Consider the following 16,098-nt stretch of genomic DNA (forward strand, 5'->3'; position numbering starts at 1 on the left):
GATGCTGGTGAACATCTACCACGACAGCCGCCGGGAGCACGCCCGGCTGCTGGTGGCGGGCGTCGCCTTCCTGACGGTGATCGCGCTGCTCGTCGCGCTCTCGATCGCGATCTACAACAAGGCCTTCGACAAGGTCACGACCGTCACGATCCAGGCCGACCGGGCCGGCCTGCAGCTCGCGAAGTTCGGCGACGTCAGGCTGCACGGCGCGCTCGTCGGGCAGGTGCGCAAGGTCGGGCAGGACGGCAAGCAGGCGGTGATCACCGTCGCGCTGGAGCCCGACGAGGCGGAGCAGATCCCCGACAACATCGGCGTGGAGATCCTGCCGACGACGCTCTTCGGCCAGAAGTTCGTCTCCCTGGTGCTGCCAGACCAGCCCTCCGGCACGCCCCTGGCCGACGGTGCCGTCATCCCGGCGGACCGGGTCGAGACGAACGTCGAGCTCAGCCGCATCCTCGCCACGCTCTTCCCACTGCTGCGCACGGTGCGGCCGGCCGACCTCAACGCGACCCTCAACGCGCTGGCCACGGCCCTCGGTGGCCGCGGCGAGCAGCTCGGGCAGACCATGGACGAGCTCGACGGCTACCTGGGCGAGATCGACGACCACCTGCCGACGCTGCGGCGCGACCTGGTCAAGCTCGCGGACGTCGCCGACACCTACGACCTGGCGGCGCCCGACCTGCTCGACGTGCTCGACAACGTCACGACGACGAGCAGGACGATCGTCGACAACGAGAAGCAGCTCGGCACGTTCTTCGCCGACCTCAGCGGGGTCGCCGACACCTCCACCGACCTCCTCCGCGACAACGAGAGCAACCTGATCCGCCTCGGCCAGTTCGCCGAGCCGATGCTCGACCTGCTGGCGGTCTACTCCCCGGAGTTCCCGTGCCTGCTCGAGGGCGCGGACCGCTACGCCCCGCGCCTGGCCCGCACCTTCGAGGGCGACCAGGTCAAGCAGTACGTCGAGCTGGGCGCGCCGCAGTACTCCGCCTACGACGAGGACGACCGGCCGACGTACGGCGAGGTCGGCCACGGCCCGTGGTGCGCCGGGCTGCCGAACCCGCCGGTGCCCGCCCCCGCCGCGCCGCTCGACCAGGGCAGCGACATCGACGAGCACCCGCCGACCCGGCTGGTGCCCGACCTGCTCGGCCTCAACCGCGTCGGCGCCGACTACGCGGGCAGCCCGGGGGAGCAGCAGATCGTCAACGCCCTGCTCTCCCAGCGCACCGGCACCGGCGCCGACGAGTTCGGCGCGCTCGGGTCGCTCATGTACGGCCCGCTGGTCCGCGAGGCGTCCAAGGGCGGGCGGTAGCGATGTCCCGCAACTCGACCACGATCGCCGCCGGCGTCAAGCTCGGCATCTTCACGGTCGTCTCACTGCTGGTCACCGGCCTGCTCGCGGCGATCATGGGCAACATCGGCTTCGGCGCCGGTACGACCTATCGCGCCGTCTTCAGCACCGCCTCGATGCTCGAGAAGGGCGACGACGTGCGCATCGCCGGCGTCAGCGTCGGCGAGGTGAAGGAGGTCGAGCACTACCAGCGCAGCGCGGCGATGGTCACCTTCCGGATCCAGTCGGACGTGCCGCTGACGACGTCGTCGCGCGCCGAGATCCGCTTCCTCAACCTGGTCGGCGACCGCTACCTCGCGCTCGAGGAGGGAGGGGGCCGATCCGCACGGCCGCTCGGGGACGGCGGGACCCTCCCGATCGAGCAGACCAAGCCCGCGCTCGACCTGACGACGCTCTTCAACGGCTTCCAGCCCCTCTTCCAGGCGCTCGACCCCGAGCAGATCAACGACCTCAGCCTGAACCTGGTGCAGGTCCTGCAGGGAGAGGGCGGCACAGTCCAGGGGCTGCTCCAGAAGACCGCGTCCCTGACCAACACGCTCGCCGACCGCGACCAGCTGATCGGCCAGGTCGTCGACAACCTCACCCAGACCCTCACGACCGTCGACAGCCGGCACCGACAGCTCAGCGACCTCGTCATCGGGCTCAAGGACTGGATGACCGACCTCGCCCGCGACCGGTCCACGATCGGCTCCTCGTTGACGAACATCTCCGACCTCACCGTGGTCGTCGCCGACCTCCTCCGCGAGGGCCGACCGCTCATCAAGTCCGACGTCGCCAAGCTGCGCAAGCTCGCGGCCCTGATGAACGAGGACAAGTCCCGCGCCCAGGTCATCGAGATGCTCGACCGGCTGCCCGAGTCGATGACCGACCAGACCCGCACCGGGACCTACGGCAGCTGGTACAGCTACTACCTCTGCGGGGTCAACGCCCGCATCACGCTGCCGAACGGGCTCGGTGACATCCCGGGGATCAAGCAGCTGATGAACGCGCTCAACCACCTCGACTTCCGGTCCACCGCGCCCCGCTGCAACGGAGCGGAGGCGACCGAGTGAGCTCACGAAAGTACAGCGACGCCCGGGTCCTGCGCCTCGGCGCGATCACGCTCGTCGTGATGGCGCTGATCATGGCCGCCGCGTTCAACCTGGGCCGCTTCCCCGGCTTCGCCGGCGGCACCTACCGGGCCGAATTCAAGGACGCGAGCGGCATCCACAAGGGCAACATGGTGCAGGTCGGCGGCATCCGCGTCGGTCGCGTGCAGGACGTCACCCTCGAGGACAGCAACCGCGTGGTCGTCACCTTCGAGGTCGACAGCGGCGTGGAGTTCGGCACCGAGAGCCGCGCGTCGATCGAGGTCCTCAACCTGCTCGGCGAGAAGTTCCTGCAGCTCGAGCCCGCCGGGTCCGGACAGCTGGGCGAGGACGACGTCATCCCCGTCGCACGCACCGAGGCGGCGTACGACATCGTCGGCGTCTTCGGCGACCTGACGACCACGACCGAGCGGATCGACACCGGCCGCCTCGCGAAGGCGCTCGACGTGGTGGCCGACACCACCAACCAGGCCGCGCCCGAGATCGAGGCCAGCTTCCGCGGCATCGCGCGGCTCTCGCGCACGGTCGCGAGCCGGGACCAGCAGATCCAGACCCTGCTCCAAGGCGCCCAGAGCGTCAGCAAGGTGCTCGCCGCGCGCAGCGACGACATCGTCGCGCTGATGAAGAACAGCGACCTGGTCTTCCAGGAGGTGCAGCAGCGCAAGGAGGCCATCCACCTCCTGCTGGTCAACGCCCGCGACCTCGCCCGCCAGCTGAAGGGCGTGGCCGCGGACAACCAGGCCCAGATCGGCCCGGCGCTGCAGGAGGTCGACGGCCTGCTGTCCCTGCTGAACTCCAAGGAGAAGGAGCTGAAGGCGACGCTCAACGCCCTCGGCCCCTACGTCGACATCCTCAGCAACATCATCGGCACCGGGCCCTGGTTCGACGCGTACGCGTCCAACCTGCTCGCGATCCCGACCGGTGAGTTCCTCCCGACCAGGCTGGAGGACTGAACCATGGCCGCGCTGCCCGACCAGCTCAACACCTTCGCCGGCCGCGTGATCGCGGGCGTGCTGGCGCTGGTGCTCGTCTCCGGCATCTACTTCTTCGCCATCGGCGACGACACCGAGACCAAGTCCGTGACCGCTCACTTCCCCCGGGCGGTCAGCATCTACCCGGGCAGCGACGTGCGCATCCTCGGCGTGAACATCGGCGAGGTGACCGAGGTCGTGCCCGAGGGCAACTCGGTGCGGGTCGACATCGCGTACGACGCGGCGTACGACGTGCCGTCGGACGCCAAGGCCGTCATCGTCACCCCGACGCTGGTCGCCGACCGGTTCGTGCAGCTCACGCCCGCCATCGGCGAGGGCGACGAGGTCATGGCCGACGGCGCCGACATCCCGCTGCCCGACACCGGCGTGCCCGTCGAGCTCGACCGGATCTACGCGAGCCTGCGCGACCTGTCGCAGGCGCTCGGCCCGAACGGCGTCAACAAGGACGGCACCCTCGACCACGTCCTCGAGGCCGGGGCCCACGCGCTCGACGGCAAGGGCGAGCTCGGCAACGACATGCTCGAGCAGCTCTCGGCCGCGGCCGAGACCTTCGGCAAGGGCAGCGGTCCGCTCTTCGAGACCGTCACGCAGCTCGCCACGGTGACCTCGACGCTGGCGGAGAACGACGGGCTCGTCCGGGCCTTCGTCAAGGACCTCGCCGGGGTCTCCGCGCAGCTGTCGGGGGAGCGCACCGAGATCCGGCAGGCGCTGGCGTCCGTCGCCGACGCCGTCGGCACGGTGAAGACCTTCGTCGGCAAGAACCGCGACGCCCTGGTGACCGACATCGAGAAGCTCACCCGGGTGATGCAGACGATCAACTCCGAGAAGTCCAGCCTCGACACCGCTCTCCGGGTGGCGCCGACCGCGATCGGCAACCTGGCGCTGGCGTTCAACAACCAGACGGGGACGATCGGGTCCCGCATCGGGCTCAGCGGCAACGTGTGGGACGCCGACCGCCTCCTGTGCGCGATCGTGCAGAACGCCAGCATCGGCCGCGGCCTCGCCAACCTGGCGTGCGGGCTCTTCAAGACTCTCCTGGAGCCGGTCGAGGACCAGCTGCCGACCATCCCGCCCGCGGTGCCGCAGGGCGCGCAGCGCGAGCAGTCGCAGAGTGTGCCGCGAGCCAACCGCCCCGCGCCCCGGGGCCTCGGCGCCCTGATGGGAGGGGGTGGCTCGTGACCAACCTCCTCCGCTGGTCCGTGCTGGTGGTCGTCCTCGCCGTGCTCTCGAGCGGGTGCAGGTTCGACGGCGCCTACGACCTGCCGCTGCCCGGGTCGCCCGTCGACGACGACGACTCGTTCGAGGTGACGGCCGAGTTCGCCGACATCCTCAACGTCGTCCCGCGCTCGCCGGTCATGGTCGACGACGTCACCGTCGGCGAGGTCACCGAGGTCGAGCGGGTCGGGTGGCACGCCCGCGTCTCCATGCGCATCAAGGACGACGTGGAGCTGCCCGACAACGCGGTCGCCCACATCCGCCAGGTCAGCCTGCTCGGCGAGAAGTACGTCGCGCTCGAGGCGCCGCCGGGGGCGTCCACCGGACGGCTGTCCGGTGGCGACACGATCCCGCTGGCCGACACGGGTCGCAATCCGGAGGTCGAGGAGGTGCTCGGCGCGCTGTCGTTCCTGCTGAGCGGCGGTGGCGTCGCCCAGCTCGGCACGATCACCCGCGAGCTCAACAACGTGATGGACGGCCGCACCGGCCGGCTGCGCCACCTGCTCGGGTCACTCGAGAGCGTCGTGGACACGATCGACGCCCAGAAGGAGGACATCATCCGGGCGATGGAGTCGGTCAACCACCTGACGGCGACGCTCAACAAGGAGAAGAAGACGATCACCGATGCGCTCGACGCCACCGGGCCGGCGGTCGAGGCGCTGGCCGCGCAGCACGACGAGCTGATCGCGATGCTGTCGTCGCTCGACGAGCTCGGCAGGGTCGGCACGCGGGTGATCGGCGCGAGCAAGGACGACCTCCTCGCCTCCCTCGACCACCTCCAGCCCGTGCTCGCGCGGCTGCACGAGGCGGGCGACTCGCTGGCCCCGGGGCTCAACCTGCTGGTCAGCTTCCCCTTCCCGAAGGAGGCCGGGGAGATCGTCAAGGGCGACTACGCCAACACCTCCATCCGCCTCGACATCAACCTGGAGAACTTCCTGCCCACCGGCTCCGAGGGAGGCGGGCTGCCGCCCGTCCTGCCCGACGTCGCCGACCTGCTGCCGAAGGTCGGTCAGTGTCTCGAGAGCGGCGACCTGCGCAGCGAGGCGTGCCTGGCGGTCGTGGACAGCCTGCGCCTCTTCAAGAACCTCAAGACCGAGTGCCACCAGGACCAGTACGCCGGCAACCCGGTGTGCGTGGTCGTCAACGCCCTGCCCGGCGAGGGCGACGGGCTCGACCTGCCGGGCGTGCTCGACTACCTCGGCGGCATCCTGGGTCTCCCCGGCGCCGGAGGTGCGCCACCGGCCGCCGACCCGGGCGCCGGTGGCGGCCTGCTCGACGGGCTGCTCGGCGGCCTCGTGGGTGGCGCGAGCCCCGGCACCGGGGCTCCGAGCCCGTCGGCCCTCTACGGCGGCCTGTCATGAGCGGCCTCCGGATCCGCATCGGCGCCTTCCTCGTGCTCAGCGCCGTCGGCATCGTCTACATCGCCGGCTCGTACCTCGGCCTGGTCGACCGCGTCCTCGGCCGCGGGATCGTGGTGCACGCCGAGCTGCCGGCCTCCGGCGGGCTCTTCGAGGGCAGCGAGGTGACCTACCGCGGGGTGAAGATCGGCAAGGTCGCGAAGATGCAGGCGACCACCGAGGGCGTCACGCTCGACCTCGCGCTCGAGGACGGCACGAACCTGCCGCAGGACGCGCCGATGTACGTGCACAACCTCTCGGCGGTCGGTGAGCAGTACCTCGACTTCGAACCACCCGACGACCAGGGCCCGTACGTCGAGGCGGGCGAGACGCTCACCGGCACCCAGGAGTCCCTGCCGGTCGACGAGGGCGACCTGCTCGTCGAGCTCGACCAGTTCGTCGGCTCCGTCGACCGCGACAGCCTCGAGACGGTCGTGCGTGAGCTCGGCACGATGTTCGACGACACCGGCGTGCCGCTGCAGCGGCTGCTCGACAGCGGCAGCGAGTTCATCCGCCAGGCGTCGTCGCACACCGACGCGACCGTCCGGCTGCTCGACCGGGCCGAGACGGTGCTCGACACGCAACAGGGGCAGGGCGAGAACATCCGGTCGCTCGCCCGTGACCTGCGCACGCTCACCGACTCGCTCGCCGCCAGTGACGACGACCTCGAGAAGGTCCTCGACGGCACCCCCGGCACGGCACGCGAGCTCGACGCGATGCTGAAGGACCTCGCCCCCACCCTGCCGGTGCTGCTCGGCAACGCGGTGGGCGTCAGCCAGGTCGTCGTCTCGCACCTCGACGGTCTCGAGCAGCTGCTCGTCACCTATCCGCGGGTGATCTCGACCGGCTTCACCGGCACCCCGCCCGACGGCTACGGCCACGTGAACATGCAGCTCGACTACTCCCAGCCGCCGTGCGCCGAGGGCTACAAGCCGCGTGGCGACTGGCGCGGGACGTCCGACCTGTCGGACGCCCCGATCTACCCGGCGCAGTGCACCCAGGGGCCACCCTTCGTGATGCGCGGCTCCCAGCACGTGCCCGGCGGCAAGTACAACCCGTCGCCCGGCCGGCTCTACCGCACGTCGTACGACCCCGGCACCGGACTCGTCCGGGGTGCGGTGGACCGTCATGGCCGCCCCGTACGATTCCTCGATCAGGGCAACCTGTCGATCCTGGGAGGGGACGCGTGGAAGTGGCTCCTGGTGGGTCCGGTGACGGACCGGTGAGGCGGCCGGGCCGGCGCGGGCTGACGCTCGCCCTCGGCGCGCTCGCGCTGCTGCTGGCGGGTGCGTGCGTCTTCGGCGCCGTGCTGGTCGTGGAGGAACGCGACGACCGTCGGCACGCCGAGGCCGAGCAGGAGCGGTACGGCGACGTGCTCGCCGCCGCCCGCGACGAGATCGAGGCGTTCGTCAACATCGACTACCGCAAGGCCCAGGAGAGCATCGACGCCGTCGCCGCGGGCGCGACCGGTGACTTCGCCAAGCAGTACGACTCCAGCACCAAGGAGGTGCTCGAGATCCTGACCCGCGCGAAGTCGGTGATGGACGGTGAGGTGCTGTGGGCCGGCGTCGTCGACGCCGACAGCGACAGCGCCTCGGTGATCGTGGCCACGACCGGCACGGTCTCCAACACCTCGACCGACCGGAAGCCCGTGGCCCGGCAGTTCCGCATCAAGGTCGACCTCGTGCGCGAGGACGACGAGTGGCTGGCCAACAACGTGGAGTTCGTCGGATGAAGACCCCACGCAAGCGCCCCGGCCGGCCCCGCAAGGTCGCCGGCCGATCCCGGTCCGCGGAGACGCCGGAGACCTCCTCGACGACCGAGGAGGAGGGGGCCGGTGGTTTCGAGACGGTTGCTAGCGCAACCTCCTCAACCTCCGGGGAGTCGGCGTCGGTGGTTGAGGAAGGCGCGCTGTCGCCTGTCTCGAAACCACCGCACGGGGAAGACGCGGCCGGTGGTTTCGAGACGGTTGCTGGCGCAACCTCCTCAACCACCGAGGGGCGAGCGCCTGTCTCGAAACCACCCCGGCGGCGGACGCCGGTGATCCTCGCGGCGGCGGTCGTGGTGCTCGCGCTGGTCGGCGTGGGGGAGGTCGTCTACCTCGCGCGCGACCCGGAGCCGACGGTGTCGGCGGCGCGCCCGGTCGTCACCGGCGAGCTCACCCACCGGTCGGCGGTCGACGCGGCGGCCCGGGCGACCGAGCAGATCCTGTCGACGTCGTACCAGGACTACGACGCCCAGGTCGAGCAGGCCACCGAGCAGATGACCGACACGTTCGCGGAGGAGTACCGCACCACCTCCGACGGCATCAAGGACCAGTTCATCGAGCAGCAGACCAAGCTGCAGGTGAAGGTGGTCGCCCAGGGCGTCGTGCAGGCCTCGCCGAAGCAGGTGCAGGCGCTGCTCTTCCTCAACCAGTACGTCGAGAAGCGCCAGGACGGCAAGCCGGCGACGGCCTACGCGCAGTACCGCGCGCTCGTGACCGTCGTGCGCACCGACCACGGCTGGCTCGTCTCCGACATCGAGACGAAGTAGACACCGCGAAATTAGAACAGGTTATAGTTGAGTCGTCCCCTCGAGAGGAGAAGGATCGCCGCGTGACCCAGAACGCAGTCGAGGCCGACCTCCTTGTCATCGGCGCCGGCCCGACCGGCCTGTTCGCCACCTACTACGCGGGCTTCCGCGGCATGCGCGTCGCCGTCGTCGACTCGCTGCCCGAGCTGGGCGGCCAGATCACGGCGATGTACCCGGAGAAGCAGATCCTCGACGTCGCCGGGTTCCCGACGGTCAAGGGCCGCGAGCTCGTGGAGGGACTGGTCGAGCAGGCCTCGGTCGCGGAGCCGACGTACCTGCTCGAACGGACCGCCTCGACGCTGGTCGAGGACGAGGACGGCGTGACCGTGGGCATGGACGACGGCACCGAGGTGCGGGCGAAGGCGGTGCTGATCACCGCCGGCATCGGCAAGTTCAGCCCGCGGCCGCTGCCGGCCGGCGAGGGATGGCTGGGCCGCGGCCTCGAGTTCTTCGTGCCGAGCTTCCAGCCGTACGTCGGCAAGGACGTCGTCATCGTCGGCGGTGGTGACAGCGCGTTCGACTGGGCGCTCCACCTCGAGCCGGTCGCGCAGTCGGTGACCCTCGTGCACCGGCGCGACGCGTTCCGCGCCCACCAGCGCACCGTCGAGGCCGTGCGTGCGTCGAAGGTCGAGATCGTGACCAAGGCCGAGGTCTCGGCGATCCACGGCAACGGCACCGTCGAGTCGGTCGAGATCACCGTCGACGGTGAGGCGACGACCCGACCGGCGCAGGCGATCGTGGCCGCGCTCGGCTTCGTCGCCGACCTGGGACCGATCCAGCAGTGGGGGATCGAGGTCGAGAAGCGGCACGTGGTCGTGAGCGCGGCGATGCGCACCAACCTCCCGCGGGTGTTCGCCGCCGGCGACATCACCGAGTACCCCGGCAAGGTCCGGCTGATCGCCGTCGGCTTCGGCGAGGCGGCGACGGCGGTCAACAACGCGGCGGTCGTGATCGACCCGAGCGCCCACGTGTTCCCCGGACACTCGAGTGAAGGGAGCTGAACCCATGAAGATCAAGGTCGACTTCGACCTCTGCGAGTCCAACGGGCTGTGCGAGGCGATGGCTCCCGATGTCTTCGAGCTGGACGATGACGACTTCCTCCAGCTCAGGACCGAGGAGACCACGCCCGACAACGTCGACGCCGTCAAGCGCGCCGTGGCCGCCTGCCCGCGCGCGGCCATCTCCCTGGAGGACTGAACCCCTTGACCACCTCACTCGACGGCAGGGTCGCGATCGTCACCGGTGCCGGCGCCGGCCTCGGACGCGCCGAGGCCCTCGCGCTGGCGGACGCCGGTGCACGGGTCGTGCTCAACGACCTGCCCGGCGGCGCCGACGGTACGGCGGAGGAGATCCGCACTCGTGGCGGCGAGGCGAGCATCGTTCCCGGTGACGTGGGGGAGCGGGCCACCGCCGACGCCATGCTCGCCGCGGCCGTCGAGGGCTTCGGCCGGCTCGACGTCGTCGTCAACAACGCCGGCGTCACCCGCGACCGGATGCTCTTCAACATGAGCGACGAGGAGTGGGACCAGGTCATCCGCATCCACCTGCGCGGCCACTTCCTCCTCTCGCGCAACGCGGCGGCCCACTGGCGGTCGCACGCGAAGGAGACCGGTCGGCCGGTCACCGCCAGCGTCGTGAACACCGCGTCGGAGGCCTTCCTCTCCGGACCACCGGGCCAGGCCAACTACGGCGCCGCCAAGGCGGGCATCGCCGCGCTCACGGTCTCGACCGCCCGCGCGCTGGCGAGCTCCGGCGTACGCGCCAACGCGATCTGTCCGCGCGCCCGCACCGCGATGACCGCCGACGTCTTCGGCGCCGACACCTCCGGACTCGACGTCGACCCGTACTCGCCCGAGCACGTGGCCCCGCTGGTCGCCTACCTCGCGTCCGACGCGGCCGAGCGGATCACCGGCCAGGTCTTCGTCGTGTACGGCGGGATGGTCGCGCTGGTCGCACCCCCGACCGTCGCGGAGCGGTTCGACACCGCCGGCACGCGATGGACTGCGGACGACCTCGACAAGCAGCTCGGCAGCTACTTCAGCGACCGGGACCCGAGCGTCGGCTTCGCGGCCGACTCGATCATGGAGCTGACCGTCTGATGGGACGCCTCGAGAGCAAGGTCGCCATCGTCACTGGAGGGGCGCAGGGTCAGGGCGCGGCGATCGTGCGCGCCTTCGTCGCCGAGGGCGCCCGGGTCGTGATCGCCGACGTGGCCAAGGACCCCGGCCAGGCGCTGGCCGACGAGCTCGGCGCCGAGGCCCACTTCGCCGACCACGACGTCAGCGACCAGGCGTCCTGGCAGCGCGTCGTCGAGGACGCCGACGAGCGCTTCGGGCCGGTGGACGTGCTCGCCAACAACGCGGGCATCCTGCGCTTCGGCGACATCGAGCGGATGCCGGCCGAGGAGGTGGAGCTGCTCTGGCGGGTCAACCAGCTCGGCTGCTTCCTCGGCATGCAGGCGGTCTCCCGGACGATGCGGACGAACGGCGGCGGCTCGATCATCAACGCCTCCTCCGTCGAGGGGCTCGCCGGCATGGCCGGGTGCACGGTGTACGCCGCGACGAAGTGGGCGATCCGCGGCATGACCAAGTGCGCGGCGATGGAGCTCGGACCTCAGGGCATCCGGGTCAACTCGGTCCACCCCGGCATGATCGACACCCCGATGACCCGGGTGCACGGCGGCGACGCGGCGATGGAGTTCGGCGCCTCGAAGGTGCCGCTGCGCCGGGTCGGCCACCCCGAGGACATCGCGCCGCTCTACGTCTACCTCGCGAGCGACGAGTCGGCGTACGTCAACGGCGCCGAGATCTCGATCGACGGCGGGGTCACCGCGACCCACGCCTTCGGCGGCTGACCACCGATGGCCAACCAGCGCGCGCAGGTCGTGATGTCCCACGACGAGCAGGTCGAGTTCCTGCACCGCCAGCGGTCGTCGACGCTCGGCACGTTCGGCCCGCAGGGGCAGATCCACCTGGTCGGCATGTGGTACGCCGTCATGGACGACCACATCTGGTTCGAGACCAAGAAGAAGGCGCAGAAGACGGTCAACCTGCGCCGCGACCCGCGGTGCTCGTTCCTGGTCGAGGCCGGCCACACCTACGACCAGCTCCAGGGTGTCGCGATCGAGGGCACCGGCGTGGTGATCGAGGACGAGGGCGTCGTCTGGGACGTCTGCGTCAACATCTTCGAGCGCTACAACGGCCCCTACTCGGAGGAGATGCGGCCGTTCGTCGAGTTCATGGCCCACAACCGCGCCGCGATCCGCCTCGACCCCGACCGGGTGCGGTCGTGGGACCACCGCAAGCTCGGCATGCCGGCCATGGAGCTCGGCGGGTCGACGGCGGCGTACGTCGGCTAGTGGCCGTCTCCGCTCGTTCGTCGGGGCCGCCGCCGCCCAGGCACGCACATCGCTGCGTTGGCAGCGCTCGAAAGACTCCAGTCTGCCTTCGCGCCGCCGCCTTGCGCTGCACGCACCCGGACGACGGCTACCCTCGACGAACTTCCGTCGATGACCACTAGCTCGTCAGGATCACCAGCTGCTGGGTGGCGCGCGTCATCGCGACGTAGCGGTCGACGGCGCCCTCCACGTCCTCGCCGAACGACTCGGGGTCGACCAGCACGACCAGGTCGAACTCCAGGCCCTTGGACAGCTCGGGCGTGAGGGAGCGCACCCGGTCGGAGCCGGGGTACGCCGGTGCACCGATCACGCAGCCGATGCCGTCGGGGTGGGCGTCGACCCAGTCGGCGACGATCGTGTCGAGGTCCGCGGCGTTCCCATGGCGGACCGGCAGGCCGGAACTGCGGACAGACGTCGGCACGTTCGCGTCCGGGATCGCCGCACGGATGACGGGCTCGGCCTCGGCCATGACCTCCTCCGGGGTCCGGTAGTTGACGGTGAGCGAGGCGTGGTTGACGTGGTCGAGGCCGATCCGGGCGAGCCGCTCCCGCCATGACTCCGCGAACCCGTGCCGCGCCTGGGCGCGGTCGCCGACGATGGTGAGGCTGCGCGACGGGCAGCGGACCAGCAGCATCTGCCACTCGGCGTCGGTGAGCTCCTGGGCCTCGTCGACCACGACGTGCGCGAAGGGGCCGGCGAGCAGGTCGGGGTCCGTGGGCGCCACGGCACTCTCGTCGACCAGGGCGCTCTTGAGGTCGTCGACGCGCAGCATGGACATCACGTGCATCTCGGAGTCGTCGGTCGCGATCAGGTGGTCGACCACGTGCGACATCTCCTCGGCCTGTGCGGTGAGCGCCGCCTCGCGCTGCCGGCGCTTGCGGGACGCCTCGGGGTCGCCGAGGCGCTGGCGCGCGGCGTCGAGCAGCGGCAGGTCCGACAGCGTCCACGCCTGCGGATCGGCGCGCTGCAGCAGGCGGACCTCGTCGGGGTCGAGCCACGGTGCGCACCGGCGCAGGTACGCGGGCACCGACCACAGGTCGGCGACCAGGTCGTAGGGATCGACCACTGTCCACGCCCGGTCGAAGGCGTCGACCAGGTCACGGTTCTGTCGCAGCGCCCGACGAAACTGGTCCTCGGTGACGTCCTCGCCGAGGTCGACCTTGTCGATCAGGATGGCGACGAGCGCCTCCCAGATGTCGTCGCGCGCCTCGTTGTGCGGAGTGCCGGGGTCGGCCGCCGCGAACGCCTCCGCCCAGTCGTCGGCACCGAGCCAGACGTCGGCGTACGCCGTCTCGACCTCCATCCCCGCCGTCGGCGCCTCCTCGTAGAGGCGGACCGCCGGCTCGACCGCGCGGACCATCCGCGCCGACGACTTCAGGTGCACGACCCGGGGGTCGGTCTCCGCGGGCGCGCTCGCGCCCTCGGGCACGAGGTCGCGCAGGGTGCAGGTCTGCACACCCTCCTCGCCGAGGCTCGGCAGCACGTCGGCGACGTAGGCCAGGTAGGGCCGGTGCGGGCCGACGAACAGCACACCGCCCCGGCGCTCCCCGAGTCGCGGGTCGGCGTACAGGAGGTACGCCGCGCGGTGCAGCGCGACGACGGTCTTGCCCGTGCCGGGCCCACCGTCGACGACGAGCGCGCCGCGGGAGCTCGCGCGGATGATGGCGTCCTGGTCGGCCTGGATGGTGCTCAGCACGTCGCGCATCCGCGGTGAGCGGCTGCTGCCGAGGGTCGCGATGAACGCCGACTGGTCGTCGAGCGCGGCGTTGCCGTGTCGCTCGATCCCGTCGGCTGCGAACACCTCGTCCCAGTAGTCGGTGACCCGGCCGGCGGTCCAGCGGTAGCGACGTCGGCTGGCCAGTCCCAGCGGGTGGGCGTGGGTGGCCGCGAAGAACGGCTCGGCGGCGGGGGAGCGCCAGTCGACCAGCAGGCGGTGCCCGTCGCGGTCGGTCAGGCCGAGCCGGCCGATGTAGATGGCTTCGCCGTCGGTGCGGACGACGTGACCCAGGCACAGGTCGAGGCTGAAGCGGCGCAGCGTGCGCAGCCGAGCCGTCAGCCGGTGAACCTCCTGGTCGCGGTCGAGGGCCTCCTGGTAGGCGCGTCCGGGCGCCCTCCGCGCGGCGTCGAGGCGCGCGTCGAGGTCGGCGACCGACTCCTCGAGGCTCCGCGCGATGGCCGCGAAGTGTCGCTCGTCGTCGGCGATCAGCGCCGGGTCGGACTTGGGGGCGAGGTGCTCGGGCAGCGCGAACGCACTGCTCGTCAAAGGCATCACGAAGTGTCAGCTCCAGGGGCGTCGAATGGCCGGAAGCGGTGATTCTGCGGCACGACGGGGGCCTTGCCGCAAGGCCCCCGGTCCGCTATACCTTGGTAGTGGCGAGAGAGCCTCGGCTCCTCGCCGTTGTCATGTGCCCCGGTGGTTGAGGAAGGCGCCCTGGCGCCTGTGGCACCGGTGGTTGAGGAAGGCGCCCTGGCGCCTGTCTCGAAACCACCGCAGGGTGGTCGGGTACGTCGGGCCGGGCGTGATGCTCCTCGGCAGTGATCCTGGCGTCCTCCCGGCGGCGCCAGTGTGGGGGTGTCAGATGGTCTGTGTAGGGGGTCGGTCCTGAGGAAGGACCACCATGACCGACACGATGTCCGCTGTGACGGACGAGACCACTGGGACTGACGTGAACGAGATGCCTGCTGCGAAGCGGCCGAGTCGGCTGGCCGAGCGCCGCGCGATCCGCGCTGCCTCGCCGGCGCGGGCGGCGGTAAGTGAGCTGGCGGAGTCGGGCGCGTTGGACGGGCTGTTCGCCAAGATCGATGGCGGCGAGCTCGACCTGACCGGCGACGGCGGGTTCGTCACGGAGCTGATCAAGGCCAGCCTCGAGCGGGGTCTGGCGGTCGAGCTGACCGACCACCTGGGCTATGAGAAGGGCGACCCGGAAGCGGCGGCGTTCCCCAACTCCCGCAACGGCTCCACGCCCAAGACGTTGGCGACCCAGGCCGGCGACGTCGACCTGCGGGTGCCCCGCGACCGTGACGGCACGTTCAGCCCGCGGCTGGTGCCCAAGGGCGTGCGGCGTCTGGGTGGGCTCGACGACATGATCATCAGCCTCTACGCCGGCGGGATGACCGTGCGCGACATCGCCGATCACCTCGAAGCCACGCTCGGTACCGAGCTGTCACACGAGACGATCAGCAACATCACCGACGCGGTGTGCGAGGAGATCCTCACCTGGCAGGCGCGGCCCCTGGACGCGCTGTACCCGGTGATCTACCTCGACGCGATCGTGGTCAAGGTCCGCGACGGCGCCCACGTGCGGAACAAGGCCGCTCACATCGCCGTCGGCGTGGACATGGACGGCATCAAGCACGTGCTGGGGATCTGGCTGCAGCACACCGAGGGCGCGAAGTTCTGGGCCGGCGTGTGCGCGGACCTCGCCAACCGCGGCATCCGCGACGTGCTGATCGTGTGCTGCGACGGCCTCACCGGGCTGCCGGACGCGATCGAGGCGACCTGGCCCCAAGCGACCGTCCAGACTTGCGTGGTGCACCTGATCCGCGCCTCGATGCGGTTCGTGGGTTACGGCGACCGCAAGGCCGTCGCCGCGGCGTTGAAGCCGGTCTACACCGCCGTGTCCGCGGCGGCCGCCGAAGAGGCGCTCGAGGAGTTCGCGGGCGGCAAGTGGGGTGTCAAGTACCCCCACGCGGTCGCGACCTGGCGTTCCGCATGGGAGCGGTTCATCCCGTTCCTGGCGTTCCCGCCCGAGCTACGCCGCGTCATCTACACCACGAACTCGATCGAGTCGTTGAACTACCAGTTGCGCAAGATCACCAAGAACCGCGGGCACTTCCCCAACGACGACGCGGTCGTGAAGCTGTTGTGGCTGGCGATCTGCAACATCGAGGACAAACGAGCCCGCGAACGAGCCAAGGAGAAGGGCAAGCCCGCAGCCGACCGGAAGGCCGCCGGGCGCCTCGTCGAGGGCCAGGTCGTCACGAACTGGAAACAGGCCCTGGCCCAGCTCGCGATCGCCTACCCCGACCGCATCAACCCCCACCTCTAACCCCTAGAAATCGAACAAGGAGATCGATTCCTTAC

General features: G+C 70.7%; 15 protein-coding genes. 14 read left to right on the forward strand and 1 reads right to left on the reverse strand.

Annotated features, from left to right (window positions below):
* Position 1: 1 nt before the first annotated feature.
* The 13 genes from PZ894_RS00190 (at position 2) to PZ894_RS00250 (ending at position 11,975) form a co-directional block, all read left to right on the forward strand.
* Complete coding sequence (locus tag PZ894_RS00190) at positions 2–1,312, forward strand: MCE family protein (RefSeq protein WP_275741251.1); 1,311 nt, start codon at positions 2–4, stop codon at positions 1,310–1,312.
* 2 nt (positions 1,313–1,314) lie between these two features.
* Positions 1,315–2,403, forward strand: a complete 1,089-nt coding sequence (locus PZ894_RS00195; RefSeq protein WP_275741253.1) for an MCE family protein — start codon at positions 1,315–1,317, stop codon at positions 2,401–2,403.
* Positions 2,400–3,392, forward strand: a complete 993-nt coding sequence (locus PZ894_RS00200) for an MlaD family protein (protein WP_275741255.1) — start codon at positions 2,400–2,402, stop codon at positions 3,390–3,392. The genes PZ894_RS00195 and PZ894_RS00200 overlap by 4 nt, the downstream gene beginning before the upstream one ends.
* A gap of 3 nt (positions 3,393–3,395) precedes the next feature.
* Positions 3,396–4,610: an MCE family protein gene (locus tag PZ894_RS00205; protein WP_275741257.1), complete on the forward strand. Its 1,215-nt coding sequence runs from the start codon at positions 3,396–3,398 to the stop codon at positions 4,608–4,610.
* Entirely contained in the window at positions 4,607–6,007 is a 1,401-nt protein-coding gene (locus PZ894_RS00210; RefSeq protein WP_275741259.1) for an MCE family protein, read from the forward strand. Before PZ894_RS00205 ends, PZ894_RS00210 begins: the two co-directional genes overlap by 4 nt.
* Positions 6,004–7,269 carry an MlaD family protein gene (locus PZ894_RS00215; protein ID WP_275741261.1) on the forward strand — a complete coding sequence of 422 codons (1,266 nt, stop codon included), beginning with the start codon at positions 6,004–6,006 and terminating at the stop codon, positions 7,267–7,269. Before PZ894_RS00210 ends, PZ894_RS00215 begins: the two co-directional genes overlap by 4 nt.
* Positions 7,266–7,778 carry a hypothetical protein gene (locus tag PZ894_RS00220; RefSeq protein WP_275741263.1) on the forward strand — a complete coding sequence of 171 codons (513 nt, stop codon included), beginning with the start codon at positions 7,266–7,268 and terminating at the stop codon, positions 7,776–7,778. The genes PZ894_RS00215 and PZ894_RS00220 overlap by 4 nt, the downstream gene beginning before the upstream one ends.
* Before the next feature lie 305 nt (positions 7,779–8,083).
* A complete protein-coding gene (locus PZ894_RS00225) occupies positions 8,084–8,578 on the forward strand; it encodes a hypothetical protein (protein WP_275741265.1) in 495 nt (164 codons plus the stop codon).
* A gap of 62 nt (positions 8,579–8,640) precedes the next feature.
* On the forward strand, positions 8,641–9,618 hold the full coding sequence (locus PZ894_RS00230) for an NAD(P)/FAD-dependent oxidoreductase (RefSeq protein ID WP_275741267.1): 978 nt from the start codon (positions 8,641–8,643) through the stop codon (positions 9,616–9,618).
* A gap of 4 nt (positions 9,619–9,622) precedes the next feature.
* On the forward strand, positions 9,623–9,814 hold the full coding sequence (locus tag PZ894_RS00235; RefSeq protein WP_275741269.1) for a ferredoxin: 192 nt from the start codon (positions 9,623–9,625) through the stop codon (positions 9,812–9,814).
* Positions 9,815–9,819: 5 nt separating this feature from the next.
* Positions 9,820–10,716, forward strand: coding sequence for a 3-oxoacyl-ACP reductase (locus PZ894_RS00240; RefSeq protein WP_275741271.1), 897 nt, complete (start codon positions 9,820–9,822; stop codon positions 10,714–10,716).
* The gene (locus PZ894_RS00245) at positions 10,716–11,471 is read left to right on the forward strand and encodes a glucose 1-dehydrogenase (protein ID WP_275741273.1); all 756 of its coding nucleotides are present in this window, start codon (positions 10,716–10,718) and stop codon (positions 11,469–11,471) included. The genes PZ894_RS00240 and PZ894_RS00245 overlap by 1 nt, the downstream gene beginning before the upstream one ends.
* Before the next feature lie 6 nt (positions 11,472–11,477).
* Positions 11,478–11,975, forward strand: a complete 498-nt coding sequence (locus PZ894_RS00250; RefSeq protein WP_275741275.1) for a TIGR03618 family F420-dependent PPOX class oxidoreductase — start codon at positions 11,478–11,480, stop codon at positions 11,973–11,975.
* Positions 11,976–12,132: 157 nt separating this feature from the next.
* Here the strand turns inward: PZ894_RS00250 and helR are convergent, their stop codons facing one another.
* Positions 12,133–14,283 (reverse strand): RNA polymerase recycling motor ATPase HelR, encoded by a 2,151-nt coding sequence (gene helR / locus PZ894_RS00255; RefSeq protein WP_275741281.1) that lies wholly within the window; start codon positions 14,281–14,283, stop codon positions 12,133–12,135.
* A 406-nt stretch (positions 14,284–14,689) separates the two neighbouring features.
* Between helR and PZ894_RS00260 the strand changes: the two genes are divergently transcribed.
* Positions 14,690–16,063 (forward strand): IS256 family transposase, encoded by a 1,374-nt coding sequence (locus tag PZ894_RS00260; RefSeq protein ID WP_275741277.1) that lies wholly within the window; start codon positions 14,690–14,692, stop codon positions 16,061–16,063.
* Positions 16,064–16,098 lie beyond the last annotated feature (35 nt).

This window comes from Nocardioides sp. YIM 152315, from assembly GCF_029210375.1.
Lineage (GTDB): Bacteria > Actinomycetota > Actinomycetes > Propionibacteriales > Nocardioidaceae > Nocardioides.

Coding starts and splice junctions, on each gene's coding strand:
- PZ894_RS00190 (WP_275741251.1), top strand. CDS start 2: ATGCTGGTGAACATCTACCACGACAGCCGCCGGGAGCACGCCCGGCTG.
- PZ894_RS00195 (WP_275741253.1), top strand. CDS start 1,315: ATGTCCCGCAACTCGACCACGATCGCCGCCGGCGTCAAGCTCGGCATC.
- PZ894_RS00205 (WP_275741257.1), top strand. CDS start 3,396: ATGGCCGCGCTGCCCGACCAGCTCAACACCTTCGCCGGCCGCGTGATC.
- PZ894_RS00215 (WP_275741261.1), top strand. CDS start 6,004: ATGAGCGGCCTCCGGATCCGCATCGGCGCCTTCCTCGTGCTCAGCGCC.
- PZ894_RS00235 (WP_275741269.1), top strand. CDS start 9,623: ATGAAGATCAAGGTCGACTTCGACCTCTGCGAGTCCAACGGGCTGTGC.
- PZ894_RS00245 (WP_275741273.1), top strand. CDS start 10,716: ATGGGACGCCTCGAGAGCAAGGTCGCCATCGTCACTGGAGGGGCGCAG.
- PZ894_RS00250 (WP_275741275.1), top strand. CDS start 11,478: ATGGCCAACCAGCGCGCGCAGGTCGTGATGTCCCACGACGAGCAGGTC.
- helR (WP_275741281.1), bottom strand. CDS start 14,283: ATGCCTTTGACGAGCAGTGCGTTCGCGCTGCCCGAGCACCTCGCCCCC.
- PZ894_RS00260 (WP_275741277.1), top strand. CDS start 14,690: ATGCCTGCTGCGAAGCGGCCGAGTCGGCTGGCCGAGCGCCGCGCGATC.